This is a genomic window from Pedobacter sp. (assembly GCF_035566355.1).
Lineage (GTDB): Bacteria > Bacteroidota > Bacteroidia > Sphingobacteriales > Sphingobacteriaceae > Pedobacter.
Genome location: NZ_DATMRL010000406.1, coordinates 1 through 17,812 on the forward strand (window position 1 = coordinate 1; position 17,812 = coordinate 17,812).

Here is a 17,812-nt window from a genome sequence, read left to right on the forward strand (position 1 = left end):
TTGCCCTGGAATTGTCGCATCATCAGCATGTGGAGGTACTGCAGCTGGGTGGGCAGCTCCGTCAAAACTCATCATCTGTAATGGGGCCATATGCAGAGCAGATCCTGGCCGATGTGTCTTGCAGTATGTTGTTTATGGGCGTAGATGGTATTGATATGGAAATGGGGCTCACCACCACAAGTTTGATGGAAGCCCGGTTAAACCAGCGAATGATGACCGCAGCACAGGTTACGGTGGTGATGGCTGACAGCTCAAAGTTTGGTAAAAGAGGTTTGGGTAAAATCTGTGCGCTGGATCAGATCCAGCATATTATTACCGACAGCGGAATTTCTCCTGCATTGGTAGAAATGCTGGAAGATAAAGGCATCAATTTAACTATTGTGCAGCCATAAAGCTTTACAAAGGGAAGGCTGTATCGTGTTTGGCCTGAGAAAGTACCAGATAACTGTGCACATTTCCAATATTGGGTAAGCTGGCCAGTTTTTCTCTTAAAAAGTTGTTGTACGCATGCATATCCGGTAAAACAATCTTCAGCATAAAATCTACATTTCCGGTCAAATGATAACATTCCAATACCTCCGGGAACTGGGTAACCTGGTCCTGAAACTGACGCAGAACGGCTTCTGTATGGCTGGTTAAATGGATGTGCGGGAAAGCAATGAAAAGTGGATTGATCTTTTCCTGGTCAAGCAGGGCAACAAAGGCTTTGATATAGCCCAGTTCCTTCAGCCGTTTCATTCTCTGAAAGATAGGCGTCTTGGACTTTTTTAATTGTTTGGCCAGCTGGTCAATCGTTAAATGAGCATCTTTCTGCAATAAATTTAAGATTCCTTTATCTGTTTCGTCAAGCGTGGAAATATTCATAAAAACCTATGTTGGTTGATGGGTTAGTGTATATAAGCAACAGGATAAGGTTAATAATGAGTAGTCAAATATAGAGAAAACAAATGTTAAACTGCAAATTTTTTAGGGCTTTGCAAGGTGTTTAAAGAAGGTGGCTTAAAATAGCATAGTGTACTTTCTGTTTCTATCTGCCGGATCTGACCTCTGTTTTGGGCCATTAGAATAAAATTTTGTATGTAAAAAAAGCAGTGATTTAAATGAAATTATATTCGGTAAAGCGGACTGAAACAAGTCGTTTTTTCTAAAGTTTTCGATTTGCTAGGCAATACGTTCTAAACCCTGCAGATTTGTTGCAAGATTAATTACTTGATAATCAACCGAACCATGAGAGATCTTAAAATTGAAAGGTCAATAACCAACCGCGATTCAGAGTCTTTAACCCGTTATTTTACGGACATTGGTAAAATTGATCTGGTCTCTGTGCCGGAAGAAGTTCTGCTTGCTGCTAAAATCAAAGAAGGCGATCAGGCTGCTTTGGAAAGACTGGTCAAAGCCAATCTGAGGTTTGTGGTTTCTGTCGCCAAGAAATACCAGAACCAGGGTCTCACCCTTGGAGATCTGGTCAATGAAGGAAACCTTGGTTTAATTAAAGCAGCACATCGCTTTGATCATACCAAAGGATTTAAATTCATTTCATTTGCCGTATGGTGGATCCGTCAGGCCATGATGCAGGCCATCGCAGATCAGAAAAGGATCATCCGCTTACCGCTGAATCAGGTGAACGGGATTATGCAGGTCAATAAGGCAATGGCAGAACTCGAGCAGCGTTTTGAAAGACTGCCAACTTTAGAAGAGCTGGCAGATTATACCGAGTTGGGTACAGATAAGGTGGTAGATTATATGGAAAATGCAGGTTTATCCCTGTCCCTCGATGCTACGGTAAGTGAAGAAGTGGGTGTTTCCCTTTTAGATACCTATGTGAACGGGGACAGTCCTGCGGCCGATGCGGAAATTCAGGGGGCTTCCCTTTCGCAGGAACTGGCCAGAATGCTGGGCAAGCTGCAACAGCGCCAGGCAGAAATTCTCAAACTGTATTACGGACTCGACGGGAGAGATGTGACCGGAATGGACGACATCGCTCATATGATGAAGATCTCCAGGGAACGCGTACGTCAGATTAAAGACACCTCTATACGCAGTTTGCGGGAAATGCTGAATAAGAAACTCATGATGGAATACAGATAGTTATAAAAAAGGGCATGTGTAATGCCCTTTTTTATTATTGATGAATTGTAATGGTTTTTCCGGATCTGCCCGCCAGATTAAAGACCGCCATTTTGATGGTGCCTTTTTCCTTAACCGGGCCCGTATAGGTTTTGCTTTTCCACGTTGGCTGACTGCCATCTGTAGTGTACTTGATCACGAAGCCCGGGATTTGGTTGTTCGCCTCTACAGCGCCTCCACGAAGGACTGCCCCCGGACCTGGGATTCTATATTTAAAACCGCCGGCATAATAATCCAGTCTTGGCAATTCTCTTTTTCCTATAGCGTTCATAAATGCAGACCAAGCCTCCTGATATAAGCGTTCAGATTCCTTAGGGTCCTGTTCCTGCGCCCATTCCGGATCTTTTGACCAGGCACGCTCTGACAGGCCCAATAGTTTTGGAAGGATCAGGTATTCCATCCGTTCCGGTCCTTTACTCACTTCACTAAATAGAGCCGCCTGCAGACCAACAATATTTTTTCTGCCTTTTTCGCTCAGCTTTTCTTTGCTGTCGAAAAAATCAGACGGAAGTACATTGCCCATACGGTCTGAGGTCGTGTTCTTGTAGTAATTATAAGGAATAAAGCTGAAGGGTTTTTCTACATCGATATAACCACCCCAGTAATAACCAGGCTCGTCAAAGGATTTCTCATAAGCCATGTCAAAATACATATTGCTTACCCCAGACAATACCACCTGGAAACCTTTGTTCGCAAATTTGTAGGCCAGATCTTCCTGCCCCCAGCCAATCATGTTGTTCCAGATGTCCAGGTGTACATTCTTGCCCAGCATATCCTCATTAAATACCGTTTCCTTTTGTCCATTCTTCATCACCTTGCGGGTGGCAACCTCTTCCCAGGCACTGAGGTAGAGTCCTTCTGCTTTTAAGATCTGGTCTACCTTTTTGTAATAATAAGCCCAAAGGTCATCGGTGGTTTTTATAGTGGTATCCTTTTTCATCAAAGCCTGTACGGCAGGTGATTTCTCCCACACGCCGGCAGGGACTTCGTCTCCACCATAATGTATGGTTTTTAAAGGTGCTCCGGCCTCGGAATACATGGATTTAATTTCTCTGGTCAGGGTTTCAATAAAGTGGTAAACAGAAGGCAGGGCCACGTTTATCACATTATCATTCCAGTATTGAACAGAGCGGTATTCTGACTGGTCTTGCGGATCGTGAAGTAAATAATCCGGGTCATTTCTGGATGCCATGGCCTTGATTGCCGCACGTGCATGTCCGGGGGATTCAATTTCCGGAATAACGTTAATATGTCTTTCAGTTGCATATTTTAAGATGTCTATAAAATCTGCCTTGCTGTAATACCCGGTGCCATAAGAACCCTGGATTTCCGGACCAGAACCCAGCGAAGGCTGTAGGTGTGTCTTTTCATCTAAAGTATGCCCCCTCTTACTGCCAAAAGTAGTCAACTCGGGCAGGGCAGGAATTTCCAGTCTCCAGCCTTCATCGTCGTTCAAATGAAAATGAAGCGTGTTGAGTTTGTATAAAGCCATCAGGTCCAGCAATTTTAAGACTTGTTTTTTTGTCTGAAAGTTGCGGGCAACATCGAGCATAAAAGCCCGGTAGCCAAAACGGGCCTGATCAGAAACCTCAACACCCGGAACAAGTATTTCAGTCTGTTTGCCTTTAAATGCAGCAGGAGGAAGCAGCGTTTTTAAAGACTGGATGCCATAGAAAATGCCGGCCGGGCTGGAAGCCGCAATGCTGATGCTCTTGTTTTTTACCGATAGCTCGTAAGCCTCTTCGGGAAGATCCTTTTTGTTTAAATGGATGCTGGTTCCGGTTTTTCCGCCGGTGTTCAATAAGCCCTTCAGAAAATGCTGCAGGTGGGCAGACTCAGACCGGAAAGCCGGATCGGCTATAACAACGGTGCCCGAACTGAGCTTAAATACAGCAGCAGTTTCTTCGTAATGCGCTGGTGTAGGGAAGATTTTGATCTTTGGTTCCAGATCTTTGATCTTCCTGTTCTCCTCAAAGGTAAGAGCTGGCGTGTTAAAAGGCACGTGATCAGTGGCATTTCGCATGATCTGCTTGTTTTGCGTAGAGGGAACGGCTTCCACAGCAGGAAGGGTGTAGTATTTTGCGGGTTCATTGTCTCTGATGAGATAAAAACCAGCAGGAGCATCTGTGGCATTCACCAGCCAGTCGCCCGATACAAATTCCGTTCTTAAAGAGTCGCCCGGTTTCAGGCCTTTAAAATCCGGTAAAGGTTCTATAAGAAAAAAATCTCCGTTGATAGGTTTAATGGAAATCCCTCCGGTTATAGGTTGTTCTTTTATAGGTCTTGCAAAGTTGAAATAGATCTTCCAACCCTTTGAAGGCAAGCTTTCCTGTTTCGAAGTACGGATGGTGAGTGCAGATCTGGTTTGGTTAATGCCTTTATAATTGTTCTCGAGGATTTCCCAACTCAGGTGCAGATTCATAAGTTGATTCTTTTGAATGGTTTGCGAAAATAGGGGGCTTGTGAAGCAAATGGAAATCAAAGTCAGGTATACAGTCTTTAGCATAGGGCAAATTTAAACAAAGGAAGGTAAAAAAAATCCCCGCCTGAGCAGGGATTTTTTGGAGTTAATCCTATTTAAAAATTAGGTTTGTTTACGTCCCACCATAATCTTGTTCCTCCATTATCAGGTCCGCCCAGTAATTGAACAGCTTTCTGAATTTCAGCTCCATTGGTAGAGTATTCGTTTTGTGGAAATGGCAACCTTCGGATTTGAATCTGGGTATCTATAGTTCCATTACTGTTATTATTCACAGCAGTAAACAATTTAGGATACCCTGTACGACGATATTCTGTCCAGGCTTCCTGACCTTCCGGGAACATGGCAATCCATTTTTGAGTGATGATCCGCTCTAACTTTTTCTCATTTCCAGCAGCAGGATCCCATTTTATGGTAATTGTTGAGACTGCAGGGGAATTGTTATTTGCATTTAAAGGATCAACATAGGCAAGAGGCAAACTTGTAGCGTCATTAATATAAGCGCCTGCAGCTACGCCCCACTGATCCATAGAAGTTTGAATCCCGGTGGTATAATTGGTTTGCGCGTCGCCTGCAACAGACCATCCGCGTAATGCGGCTTCTGCTTTTAAAAACCAGACTTCGGCAGCAGTCATCATCATCATTGGAGAATTAGGCCCTACGATAGTTTGTGGATTTAAGATGGAGTATCCATTATAGCCAGGCTTGGCCGTTACTGCCGATCCGATACGAATGCCTTTATACTGGCCTGCAAAATTTTTATCAGTGGCCGGCGACGCGTATTTAGCTAAACGAGGATCATTATAGCCTACCAAATAGGTTTCTACTGAGGCCCCCAGAGAAATATCCGTCCATCCCGTTGTAATTACGTTCAAGGGATTATGGTACCCTCCGCCTGAAATAGCTGCATTATCTGAATTTTGAGTAAGTACACCTCCGTTAATCGGGTCTAAAGCCTTTAGCACCTGACTTTGTGCTGTAGCTACATCAACCTTTACAATGTGCATGGCTAAACGCAAGCGCAGCGAATTTGCAAATTTGATCCATTTGGTGTAATCGCCGCCATATACCATATCATACTGCTGGAAAGGTTTTTTGCCTGGATTAGCTTTTACAAAAGTATTCAGGTTGCTGACAGCGGTATCCAATTCAAGAAAAAATTGCTTGTAAATGTTTTGCTGAGAGTCATAAGGCGTTCCAATTAAGGATTGTCCTGCGGCACTATAAGCTGCCGGGCCAAATTTATCAGTTAACCTGTTCATGGTTTCTACTTTAAGAATTAAAGCAATACCCCAGAAATCGGGAAGTTTGGTTCTTGTTCCGGCCTTTCCTATCGCATTGATGGCAAAGAATGAATTGGTATAAGTAGTCACAAAGATATTCTGGTTCCATCCGTCTACCAGGCTGTAATTTAGGTTGTTGATGTTTCCTCTGAAAGGATTTGGAGACATCATATAGCCGGCATAGCAGTCTGCATTTAAATTTTGGTTCAACTGGTAATCTCCCTCTTCTCCAAAAATGGCAGATTGAATGCCTGGATATACCAATCCGATCTGGAACTTGCCAGCGCCAATACCAGTATTATCAGTGTTAAACTTCTCGAAGTCTTTTTTACAACCAGAAAAAACGAATACTGTTAATGCGAGGAAAGCGGCCAAGATAGCCTTGTATCCATTGTATTTATAATGAGTTTTCATTGTCTTAATTTTAGTAGTGAACATTTATAAGGTAAGATTCAGGTTAAAACCGAAATTACGGGTAGCTGGCTGGCTAAATACGTCTACGCCAGATAATCCGTTTCCTGTAGACATGGTAACTTCGGGATCGAAAGGTGCTTTTTTATAGAAGTATAAAAGATTTCTTCCGATAACAGAAAACCTCATGCTCTTGATCGCTCCTTTGGTGAACGGAATGGTATAACCTAAAGATGCCTCACGTAAGCGGACTACTGTCGAACTATAGATGTAATTTTCTGTAATACCATCGCGGCCACCTACAGAAGTATACCATGTTTTAGGATCAACACTGTTTATGGCTTTTCCGGTCACAGCATCTACACCATTGATATTCACACTGCCCTGGTCTCTGGCGGCACCAGATTCTTTGGATACCCCATATTTATCCAATACAGCTTGCGTAAGTGACAAGACCTGGCCTCCAAATTTTCCATCTACAAGGAAGCTTAGTCTGAATCTTTTGTAATCGAAACTGTTGTTCCATCCTAACTGAAATTTAGGATTCGGGTTTCCAATGTAGTTATATCCGCTGTTTACCAGGGGTTTGCCATCAGGGCCAATCTGAATACGTCCCTGGTTATCACGCATAAAGGTAACTCCAAAAATATCTCCAAAGGAACCATTTGTTCTTAGTTCCGACTGGTAAGTGTTGTTGCGGTTAGGTGTTAATATAAACTGATTGATGCCATCTTTTGAATCCACATCAATTACTTTGTTTCTATTGGCTGATCCATTAAAAGAAGAGTTCCATGTAAAGTCCGAGTTTTTTATGACGTCATAACCCAGCATGAATTCAATACCAGAGTTCTGTACATTTCCTGCATTCACATAGCCTTGTGAATAGGTAGTGACAAAAGAGGGGATAACTTTAATAAACTGATTCTTGGTATTAGACTTGTAATAAGTGAAACTGAAGCTTAATCTGTTTGCAAGGAAACGCAGATCAGCACCCAACTCATAAGAATTGGTTTTCTCAGGTTTCAATTCTGGAAAAGGAGCTATAGAATTTAACAATACACCGCCACCTGTACTAAAATGTGTTAAAGGATTCGTTACATAATTAGGAACAGTATTACCCACCTCAGCATAGGTACCTCTTACTTTTGCATAAGAAATAACCTCAGGCAAGCTGAAAAGCTGATTTAAAATGAAAGATAAACCAGCCGAAGGATAGAAATAAGAATTGTTAGGTGTAAAAGCAAGATTTGAGGACCAATCATTTCTGGCGGTAAGCGTTAAGAAAGCCCAGTCTTTATATCCAATATTGGCATTTGCAAAGATGGATCGTATTTGATTGTGATTATTTGGTAAAGTTGTAACCGGCGGGCCGCCTGCAACTGTAGTTATATTTTCAGGAAGGAAAACATTTGGGATGGTTAAGCCAGGCGCATTATAGCTGTTGCTTGCATCCGGGCCAATAAGTGTACCTGTGGTACTGGCATCGGTTATACTGGTACCCAATACGCCGTCTACTTTAATATCCGATTTGGTTGGCACGGCAAAAGTCAGCAATAAATCAGCGTATTTCTGTTCAGTGGTTTGGTTGCTTAGTAACAATTGTCCGTTTGCTTTTGATAGTACAGGGTTGGTGTTTGCATATAAATCCTGTTCGTACACATCGGTGAAGCGGTCAACATTTCCACGTGCCTGTATGCTCATCCAGCTGGTTATATCATATTTGACACTGGCGTTGATCAGGATGCGGTTACGTTTGGCTTCATTGGGATTACGGTTCAGTATCCACCATGGACTTTGCTGCACGTCCTCGTTGAAAGGCCAGTTTTGTGTTGGTACAGAAACACCTTCTACTACTGCCGGTAATTCGAACTGTTTGTAAGGGGTAAGATCTCTTCCTCTTGGAAATAAATATAAACCGGTTAACGGGTTTAAGTAAAGGCCCAAACCAGGACTGTTATTGATTTTTTGAGTGATGTAATTAAAGTTTCCGTCTACAGTTAGTTTATCGTTCAGAAAACGAGCTGTTTCCCGAAAGTTAATGTTATGACGGGACAACTTATTTGTAGGTTCAACACCTCTTGCTGTTGTATTGGCATAGGAGAAATAAGATTGTGCGGCTTCGGTTCCTCCTGATAGACTGATCGAGTTGGTTAAGTTTGTACCGGTCTGGAAGAATGAAGATACGTTGTCGCTTGCAGAAGGTATTTTTGCCCCCCAGCTATCTGCTCCGCCAGTTGTTTGTCCATAGCTGTTTTGAAATTGAGGTTTGTAAGCAATGCGGTCCATTGTAATGGAAGATGAAAAGTTGATGGTGGTTTTTCCCGCCTTGCCTTTTTTAGTCGTAATTAAAATGACGCCATTCTGTGCCTGGCTACCATATAAAGCAGAGGCAGAGGCACCTTTCAATACTGTAATGCTCTCAATATCTTCCGGGTTAAGGTTGGAGATACCGTCACCTCCGTCCTGGCTAGGGCTAATCGCCGTAGTACCCGAACCCCCCTGGCCTACATTTGTACCAAAAGTATTATTCGGTTGTCCATTGGCATTTGAGCCATTGGAAATGGGTACACCATCAATAACATAGAGTGGTTGATTGTTCCCTCCAGCTGATTTATTACCCCTTAATATCACCTTTGCCGAGCCGCCCACTCCAGATGCACTTGGTGAGATGGTTACACCGGCAATTTTTCCATTCAGCGAATTCATCAGATTATCACTTTTTACCCTGGTGAGTTCTGAACCGCCTATTTGCTGAGTAGAATAGGTTACCGATTTCTCTGATTTTTTAATACCCAGGGCAGTCACTACAACTTCTCCAAGTGCTTTAGAATCTTCTGTTAAAATTATATTTACTGAGGTACTGGTGATGGTTACCTCCTTGCGCGCATAACCTATATAAGTGACAATTAAAATATCACCGAGGCTGGCTTGCAGGCTGAAACGACCGTTGACATCTGTTTGCGTTCCTGATTTTGTTCCCTTTACAAAAACACTCACTCCAGGAAGAGCCTGCCCTGCGGCATCCCTGATTACCCCTGTAATATTTACAAGGTTGATATTCTCGGTTAATTTAGGCATGCTTTCAGTATTCTGGGCAACACCGATATAGTTTCCAACCAGTTTAAACTCCAGTGATGTTCGTTCTCTTAACTGATTGAGTACTTCTGAAAGTTGTTGTTTCTTGATGTTCAGAGAAAGGGTAGGCAGGTTGCCCAGTACTTGTTCATCGTATACGAAAGTAACATTGGCCTGCTGTTCTATTCTCTTAAAGACTTGTTTTACGCTTACTTTAACGACCTTAAAGTTCATTTCCTGGGCTTTAGTAGCTTTTGCTGCCAGGATGGTGGTAAAACAGATTTGTATGCCGATAATAATTGTAGAAATGCGCATGCATTTTCGGAGTATGGGCAATACTTTGCCGTAAAAATTTATCATATTTGTTCTAGGTTTAATTCGGTTAAACTGTAGCCTGCTGTCTATGGGTCTCAAGCATATATGCAGAGGCTAAATCATTTCCGGGGACACCCTGTGTTCCCGGTTCTTTCCTTTACTTAGCTGCTAAGCAAGGTTTATCTATTTAATTACGGTTATGCTGTCATTGGCCATCTGATATTTAAAATGTTTGGTGAAGCTTAAGATCTGCATCACAGTATCCAGATGCTGATTGCTCAGGGTAATGGAAATGCGTTCATTAAGCAGGTTTTTATTGTCGACTGATATTTTGGTATTGTATTTCTTTTCAAGTACATGGAATACATTGCCCAGGTTTTCCTGTTCAAAGACCAACTGGCTTTTGCACCAGGCGTTTACTGCAATTTCCTTTGTAGGAATCCTGATGATCTGGTGGTCTAATTTGCTGAGCACAAGTTCTTGTTTTGGTGTCAGCATAATGGCCGGTTTTTTGGTTTCATTTTTAAGGGTAATGCCCACTTTACCTGTCACAACGTTCACTTTGGTGGTGCCTTCTTTCTGATAGGCCCTTACATCAAATGAAGTACCCAGCACGGTTACATTTAAACTTTTCGTTTTTACAATGAAGGGGTGTTTGTCGCGGTGTTTGATTTCAAAATAAGCGCGGCCCTCAATGAGTTCAACGGTACGGTTTTTTTGATCGAAGGTTTTAGGGTATTTGAATATCGAACCTGCATTCAGCCAGACTTTGGAACTGTCGGGCAGTACAATCTCTATAATTTTATGATCGGGTACACTGACCAGTTTAGGGACTTCTTTTTTAGCGGCCAGTTGCCAGGTGAAGATACCAGTCAGGAGCAGGGCAGCTGCAGAAACGGACCAGGTAAGCAGGCGTTTCCAGGAAGAGGTTTTTTGACCTTGCGGGGTTTTATTGTTGATTTGCTGCTGAAGGGTGTTCAACATCCTTAGCCGGATTTGATCTTCGGTTTCTGGTATTTTGGTGTTTACCTGTTCTACCCAGCCGTCGTTGGTGGTATCGTACCATTGGTTAAGTAAGCGCTTTTCCTCTTCGGTTGCTGTTCCTTCTAAATACTTTTGGGCTAAAAGTTTCAGTTCTTGTTTGTTCATCGTTTATTTAACCTGGTTTAATAGGATAGAGTCTGATGGAGGATAAACACCCTTAGTGCAAAATGAAATTTATTTTATAACAATGAATATTAACTCTTCGAGGACTGGACTCCTTGCCTCGCTGCGCTCTTATGGCAAGGCGCCCTGAGGTCCTCTCGGAGTAATATTCATTGTTCTGGGTGCATAAAGTAGGGAGGTGAATCCGGTTGGGCGTAGAAAGAAAGGGGTTATGTATTTGCAGTGTATTTTTGTTTAGTTACAGAGTTTGTTTAGCAGAATGTTTTGTTGGTTGCACAATTGGTTAGCGATGTATTTTGTTGAGTTGCAGAGTTGGTTAGCTATGCATTTTTTTGAGTTGCGTAGTTTGTTTAACCGTACTTGTTTAAAGCGCAGTTTGTTTAGTAGTTCAGTTTGTTTGCAGGCTTACTTTCTGAGGAAAAGGAGGGAAACGAGGAAGTAGGTGAAGTGGCTGACGTCGCCGAAATTGGCTCTGATGACCCGCAGGGCTTTGGTGAGGTGTGCTTCTGCGGTTTTTTGGGAGATGTTTAATTGCTCGGCGACTTCCTGGAGAGATTGATCGTGGATCTTGTTGTACTGGAAGACCAGGCGGCATTTTTCGGGAAGTTTATTGGAGAGTTTGGTGATGATCTCCAGCAGGATTTTGTTGTCCAGATCTATTTCGTCGGCTATTTCGGCATTCAGGATGCCTTCGGAGTTTTCTTGTTTGTTGAATTTCTTCTCTCTGGCCAGGTGCCGGAATACAGCGTAGCGTGTCATGGCTGCGAGATATTGATGGAGGCTTTGAATGTGGAGGCTGTTTCTTTTCTTCCAGATGATGAGAAAGACTTCCTGGACGATTTCCTCAGCGGCATCGGTATCTTTCAAAAGTTTGTGGGAAATATAGTAGAGTTTGTCCCAGTAACGGTTGTAAATTTCGGTAAAAGCAAGCTCATCCTCGGTTTGGAGGAGGTAAATTAATTCCTCATCTTTTTTTGAGTGGTAAGCGTTCACAATTGGTTAGATTTTTAAAACGAATTTAATATAAAATTAATCAAATTGGTAGTGTAATGGATTAATTTTTATACGATTAAAGGTTGGGGAATTGAAAAAGCCTGCTTTGGGCAGGCTTTAAGCTTGTTTTAAACTGGATTGTTATTTTTTTACAGGCACTTATTGACTGATCAGCTGAACAATTCCTGCATATCACGGTCGGCAGTTGGAATTTTCTTGAGAAAATCGTCAAAACCTGCATTTTCCTGCGAGCTGTACATGCCGTAAGCATCCATAATATAACCGATCTGTCCATCTTTGTCTTCCAGAAGGTACAGTACCGAGTTGTCTGCCGGATCTGAATCTCCTTCAAAACGGTAGGTTTTAATGATGGTCAGGTCTTCGGGGCTATAGATCTTATTCACACCAACACCCTGCATTTTGCCGTGGTCGGTCATTTTTATCTCATTGTCAAGGCCTTTCTGTCTCAGTTTCTCTAAGATTTGGCTTAATGTGTTCATTTCTACTGGCTGTTCCATAATAGGTCGAATTATCTGATGATAAAACAAGCACAATTAAAAATGGTTTGCCCTTATGCATTTTAATGCCGGAATGCATCCTGTTTAAAAAGAAGAACGCTTATGGCAACACTTAACCTTCCCCAAAATGGCAAGGCCAAATATGGGAGAACACGCAAATCCGTACCTGCTGTTGATCTCACTGCAATGGTAGATCTGGCATTTTTGCTGATTACCTTTTTTATGCTGACCACATCTTTGTCCAAATTCAATGCAATGGATGTGGCTAAGCCTGTTGCGGATGCTGTGGATTTCGCAGAATATCCGGCCTCAAGGACAATGACCGTACTTCTGGGTAAGGATAATAGGGTGGCCTGGTATATGGGGGAGGAAAAGGGGGCGGCTACCGCCCTTAAAACAACGAGCTACGGGAATCTGAACAAGCAGTTGCTGCGTAATAAGAAAGAGATCCTTGCTTTTCATAAAAATGATTTGTCTAAATTTATGATTGTAATTATCAAACCCACTGCAAAATCCAGTTATAAGAATCTGGTAGATGCGCTAGACGCGATGAAGATTGCTGGTGTAACCTCTTATGCCATTGATGATGAGCATTTCTTTAAAGCTGAAACCGATTATATGAAACAGCGTGCTTTACTTTAAAGTTAAGCCTAAATAAAATGGACAGGAGCCGTACCAAGAATGGGACTGGTATGGAGTGTGTACGGATTAATAGGGTATTACCAGCAGAGTAAGTCCGGACTGACTCCGGCCGGAATACATACCATTTCCTGCCCAGGTCCGGACCATATAAATAGAAAAAGGAGGCTAATTGGCCTCCTTTTTCTATGGAATGTTTTTTTAATTATAAGGAAAATGCAGCTTTTACCTGATCTACATAATCTAATTTTTCCCAGGTGAACAGTTCTACTGTAACTACCTTTTCTTCTCCGTTAGGGGTTCTGAAAGTTTTGGTTACCGTTTCTGGTGTACGACCCATGTGGCCATAGGCTGCAGTTTCGCTGTAAATAGGGTTTCTTAATTTCAGGCGTTGTTCAATGAAATAAGGACGCATGTCAAAAATGCTTTCTACGATCTTAGCTATTTCTCCGTCTGTTTTATTCACCTTTCCTGTGCCGTAAGTATTGATGTAAATTCCCATTGGTTTAGCTACACCAATCGCATAACTTACCTGAACAAGGATTTCATCTGCAACACCAGCAGCAACTAAATTCTTTGCAATATGACGGGTTGCGTAAGCAGCGCTTCTGTCTACTTTACTCGGGTCTTTACCAGAAAAAGCACCGCCACCATGTGCACCTTTACCACCATAGGTATCTACAATGATTTTACGGCCGGTTAGTCCGGTGTCGCCGTGAGGCCCACCAATCACGAATTTACCGGTTGGGTTGATGTGATACTCAATTTTGTCATTAAAGAAATGTGCGTATTGAGGATATTTTGCAATAATTCTTGGAATGAGGATATCTACCAGGTCTTTTTTGATTTTGGCCAGCATAACACTTTCTTCATCGAAATCATCGTGCTGTGTAGAAATAACGATGGCGTCAATGCGAACAGGTTTGTTGTTGTCATCATATTCGAGGGTTACCTGCGACTTTGCATCCGGACGCAGATAAGTGATCTCCTTGTTCTCTCTTCTTAAAATAGCCAGTTCCTGTAAAAGTGTGTGCGACAAGTCCAAAGCCAATGGCATATAGTTCTCTGTTTCCACGGTCGCATAACCAAACATCATTCCCTGGTCTCCGGCACCCTGATCTTCTTTATTAGAACGGTCTACACCTTGATTGATGTCCTGGCTTTGCTCGTGGATTGCAGAAAGAATTCCGCAGGAGTTTGCCTCAAACATATATTCACTTTTGGTATAGCCAATTTTTTTAATCACATCACGTGCAATCTGCTGAACATCCAGATAGGTTTTGGATTTGACCTCTCCGGCCAGGATGACCTGTCCTGTGGTAACCAAAGTTTCGCAGGCTACTTTTGAGTCGGCATCAAATGCTAGAAAGTTATCAATTAAGGCGTCTGAGATTTGATCTGCTACTTTATCCGGGTGACCTTCAGAAACAGATTCTGATGTAAATAAATATGACATTTTAAATAATTAATTTATATACTGAATAATTACGTAAAATGGAAGATGATCCTGTAAAACAGGCAGTAAAAGGAAGTGTATGATGGTTAGCACTTTTTTTTACGTGGTTGCAATCCCGCTATTTTAACATAGCATCGCAAATCAGTCCACTTTAATGACGCAAAATTACTATATATATTTAAATAGTCAAAAAATATCGATTATTTTGTAGAATCATTAATACAGGACTTTTGGCAAAATCTAACATATTATTTATTATCAATCCGATTTCCGGGGGGAAGGACAAATTAAAGATTCCGGCACTTATAGACGCTAATCTGGACCGTTCCAGGTTTAATCCGAACTATAGTGTAACAGAGTATGTTGGCCATGCTGCGGAAATTGCAGAAGAGGCAGCCAATAAGAATTTTGACATTATTGTTGCAGTAGGCGGAGATGGTACGATCAATGAGATCGGTTCCAAGGTGCTTCTTCAGAATAAGGTGCTTGGCATCATTCCATTTGGCTCGGGTAACGGACTGGCCAGGTTTTTAAAAATCCCGATGAATCCTAAGAAGGCCATACAGGTGATCAATAACCTGCATGTTAAACAGATTGATACGGCCACGTTTAATGATAAGGTCTATTTTAACATGGCCGGGATGGGTTTTGATGCCCATATCAGTTCTGTTTTTGCGGGAAACAAGAAAAGAGGTTTTTCAGGTTATTTGAAAGTGGGCTTAAAAGAGATGCTGGATTATAAACCGGAAACCTATACCATCGTAATTGATGGTAAATCCTATACCAGGAAAGCTTTTGTGGTGAGTATCGCAAACTCGTCCCAGTATGGAAATAATGCGCATATCTCTCCCCTGGCTTCGGTAAGCGACGGTTTGCTTGATGTATGTGTGGTGAAGAATTTTCCGCTTTATCGTTTGCCTGTCCTGGGTTACTATATGATGACGGGCAATACGCATAAATCAGATATGGTGGAGATCATCACAGGGAAAGAGATTCACATCAGCCGTCCAAAAGAAGGGGCCATCCATATAGATGGAGAGCCTTTCTTTATGGGAACTGAAATAGATATTTCCATTAATCCCTTATCCTTAAATATTATTGTACCTGCAGAATAAAGATTTAGAAACTAAAGCAATGAAGACGAAGAAGAAAGTATTGAATGATTTTGGCGGGATCATGTATTCTACAGATCCTTCATTTACTTATCCTCAGGAAGAGGCTGCTGAAGAAAGTATTGCCAACAACCAACAGGACTTGAGGGTGATGCTGGACAGGAAAAACAGGGGTGGCAAAGCCGTTACACTGGTTACCGGTTTTGTTGGACCGGAGGAAGATCTGGAAAAACTGACGAAGACGCTTAAAACAAAATGCGGGGTAGGAGGGGCTTGTAAAGACGGTGAAATCCTGATCCAGGGCGATTTCAGGGATAAAGTGCTGGCACTGTTGCAGAAAGAGGGTTTTAAAGTGAAGAAAGCCGGAGGCTAAAATCGTATTATTTCTTTTTTAAATACCTGTTTTACAGCTGTTTAATTGTTAGTGTAAGGGAGACAATAAGTAAAATTTTTCCTGAAAAATGGTTCTTATTCCCTTTTTATCTATATAACTTTGCCGGACTAACTTATTTATTTATGAGCAAAGTTATTTTGCAAAAGCCGGACTTAAGCTACCTGAACCTAAGTTCCGAGAATGCTTTTTACCAGCTGGAGGTAGCAGAATTGGTGGAAGAGGCCTTGAAAAACGGCGAGGGAACGCTTGCCGACAGCGGCGCCCTGGCCATTGACACCGGAAAATTCACCGGACGTTCTCCTAAAGACAGATTTATTGTTTGTGACGATGTAACCAGGAATGCTGTTTTTTGGGGGGACATCAATATTGAATTTAGTGAGGAGAAATTTGATGCCTTATATAATAAGGTAACAAACTATTTGAAGGAGCGGCAGCAGGTTTACGTAAGGGATGCCTATGCCTGCGCAAACGAAGAATTCAAAACGACGATTCGTGTGGTGACTGAAAAAGCTTTCCAGAACCTGTTTGCCAATAATCTTTTTCTGAGAATGGAAAAAGAAGAATTAGGGATACAGCCGGAGTGGACCATTATTGCAGCACCTGGTTTTCTTGCGGACCCTCAGGCGGATGGAACCAGACAGTCTAATTTCTCTATCTTAAATTTTACAAAGAAGGTCATTCTGATCGGGGGAACCGCCTATACCGGTGAAATTAAGAAAGGAATTTTCTCTGTACTGAACTTTATTCTACCTGAACAAAGAAAGACTTTATCTATGCACTGCTCTGCAAATGTTGGAGAAGATGGCGATACGGCGATATTTTTTGGTCTTTCAGGAACAGGAAAAACAACCTTGTCTGCAGATCCGAAAAGAGGACTGATTGGAGATGACGAACATGGATGGGGAAATGGAACTGTTTTTAATTTTGAAGGGGGTTGCTACGCGAAATGCGTAGATCTTACCGCAGAAAACGAGCCTCAGATCTATCATGCGATCCGTTTTGGCGCTTTACTGGAGAATACCAATTATTTTCCTGGCACCAGAAATGTAGATTTTTCCAATATAGATAAAACAGAGAATACACGGGTTGCTTATCCGATTGATTATATTGATAATGCAGTTATTCCCTCAATGGCCGGTGTTCCGAAGAACATTTTCTTCCTGACGGCCGATGCTTTTGGAGTATTGCCGCCGATTTCCAAACTGAATCCAGGACAGGCGATGTTTCATTTCATTTCGGGCTATACAGCCAAGGTTGCAGGTACAGAAGCTGGGGTTACGGAGCCTCAGGTTACTTTTTCTGCCTGTTTCGGCAAGGCTTTCCTTCCATTACACCCTACCCGTTATGCGGAATTGCTGGGCGAAAAGATGAAACAACACCAGGTGAATGTCTGGCTGGTGAATACAGGCTGGAGCGGTGGTTGTTACGGCGTGGGTAAAAGAATGAAACTGGCTTATACCCGAGCTATGATTACTGCTGCTTTAAAAGGACAGCTTGAAGAAGTTGAATTTTCTGAACATCCCGTTTTTGGATTGAACATGCCGGTGAGTTGTCCTGATGTTCCGGCTGAAATTCTGAACCCCAGAAACACCTGGAGTGATGCTCATAATTATGATGTAAAAGCCAATGAACTGGCGGCTGCATTCATCCAGAATTTTAAGCAGTTTGAAGCTTACGCCAACGAAGAAATGCGTAGTTCACTACCAAAAATTACCGAAATCACGGTTTAAAGCATTTTTTTTAGTTAAAAATTTGCATTTAATTTTTTTTTTAGTTTTAATTGTGAAAGATTGTCTCCTAATAGGGGACAATCTCTTTTAATATATGCTTCTGTTAAGCGGAA

The 17,812-nt window shown here is 42.1% G+C and carries 13 protein-coding genes and 1 pseudogene; 6 read left to right on the forward strand and 8 right to left on the reverse strand.

Translation table 11 applies throughout. From position 1 onward, the window contains the following. Positions 1–392, forward strand: a pseudogene (locus VNZ46_RS15690) (DeoR/GlpR family DNA-binding transcription regulator); the annotation flags it as partial. Between the two features lie 4 nt (positions 393–396). Here the strand turns inward: VNZ46_RS15690 and VNZ46_RS15695 are convergent. Continuing rightward, positions 397–864, reverse strand: a complete 468-nt coding sequence (locus VNZ46_RS15695; protein WP_133779261.1) for an Lrp/AsnC family transcriptional regulator — start codon at positions 862–864, stop codon at positions 397–399. A 363-nt stretch (positions 865–1,227) separates the two neighbouring features. On the opposite strand from VNZ46_RS15695, the gene VNZ46_RS15700 reads away from it, so the two are divergent. Further along, complete coding sequence (locus VNZ46_RS15700; RefSeq protein WP_325561010.1) at positions 1,228–2,088, forward strand: RNA polymerase sigma factor RpoD/SigA; 861 nt, start codon at positions 1,228–1,230, stop codon at positions 2,086–2,088. Between the two features lie 34 nt (positions 2,089–2,122). Here the strand turns inward: VNZ46_RS15700 and VNZ46_RS15705 are convergent, their stop codons facing one another. The 6 genes from VNZ46_RS15705 to VNZ46_RS15730 all read right to left on the reverse strand — a co-directional run bounded on the left by VNZ46_RS15705 (position 2,123) and on the right by VNZ46_RS15730 (position 12,368). Then, positions 2,123–4,633 (reverse strand): family 20 glycosylhydrolase, encoded by a 2,511-nt coding sequence (locus VNZ46_RS15705; protein WP_325561011.1) that lies wholly within the window; start codon positions 4,631–4,633, stop codon positions 2,123–2,125. 71 nt (positions 4,634–4,704) lie between these two features. Further along, complete coding sequence (locus VNZ46_RS15710) at positions 4,705–6,303, reverse strand: SusD/RagB family nutrient-binding outer membrane lipoprotein (protein WP_325561012.1); 1,599 nt, start codon at positions 6,301–6,303, stop codon at positions 4,705–4,707. A 24-nt stretch (positions 6,304–6,327) separates the two neighbouring features. Then, a complete protein-coding gene (locus VNZ46_RS15715) occupies positions 6,328–9,735 on the reverse strand; it encodes a SusC/RagA family TonB-linked outer membrane protein (RefSeq protein ID WP_325561013.1) in 3,408 nt (1,135 codons plus the stop codon). Positions 9,736–9,873: 138 nt separating this feature from the next. Next, positions 9,874–10,839: a FecR family protein gene (locus VNZ46_RS15720; RefSeq protein ID WP_325561014.1), complete on the reverse strand. Its 966-nt coding sequence runs from the start codon at positions 10,837–10,839 to the stop codon at positions 9,874–9,876. Positions 10,840–11,262: 423 nt separating this feature from the next. After that, positions 11,263–11,850, reverse strand: coding sequence for an RNA polymerase sigma factor (locus VNZ46_RS15725; RefSeq protein WP_325561015.1), 588 nt, complete (start codon positions 11,848–11,850; stop codon positions 11,263–11,265). A gap of 170 nt (positions 11,851–12,020) precedes the next feature. After that, positions 12,021–12,368, reverse strand: a complete 348-nt coding sequence (locus VNZ46_RS15730; RefSeq protein WP_325561016.1) for a hypothetical protein — start codon at positions 12,366–12,368, stop codon at positions 12,021–12,023. A gap of 102 nt (positions 12,369–12,470) precedes the next feature. Between VNZ46_RS15730 and VNZ46_RS15735 the strand changes: the two genes are divergently transcribed. Beyond that, on the forward strand, positions 12,471–13,010 hold the full coding sequence (locus VNZ46_RS15735; RefSeq protein ID WP_325561017.1) for a biopolymer transporter ExbD: 540 nt from the start codon (positions 12,471–12,473) through the stop codon (positions 13,008–13,010). Between the two features lie 202 nt (positions 13,011–13,212). On the opposite strand, the gene metK is transcribed toward VNZ46_RS15735, so the two are convergent. Further along, the gene (metK, locus tag VNZ46_RS15740) at positions 13,213–14,463 is read right to left on the reverse strand and encodes a methionine adenosyltransferase (RefSeq protein ID WP_325561018.1); all 1,251 of its coding nucleotides are present in this window, start codon (positions 14,461–14,463) and stop codon (positions 13,213–13,215) included. Between the two features lie 230 nt (positions 14,464–14,693). On the opposite strand from metK, the gene VNZ46_RS15745 reads away from it, so the two are divergent. The 3 genes from VNZ46_RS15745 (at position 14,694) to pckA (ending at position 17,699) form a co-directional block, all read left to right on the forward strand. Continuing rightward, entirely contained in the window at positions 14,694–15,578 is an 885-nt protein-coding gene (locus tag VNZ46_RS15745; RefSeq protein WP_325561019.1) for a diacylglycerol/lipid kinase family protein, read from the forward strand. Between the two features lie 19 nt (positions 15,579–15,597). Continuing rightward, entirely contained in the window at positions 15,598–15,948 is a 351-nt protein-coding gene (locus VNZ46_RS15750; protein ID WP_199074922.1) for a translation initiation factor, read from the forward strand. A gap of 143 nt (positions 15,949–16,091) precedes the next feature. Continuing rightward, complete coding sequence (gene pckA / locus VNZ46_RS15755) at positions 16,092–17,699, forward strand: phosphoenolpyruvate carboxykinase (ATP) (protein WP_325561020.1); 1,608 nt, start codon at positions 16,092–16,094, stop codon at positions 17,697–17,699. Positions 17,700–17,812 lie beyond the last annotated feature (113 nt).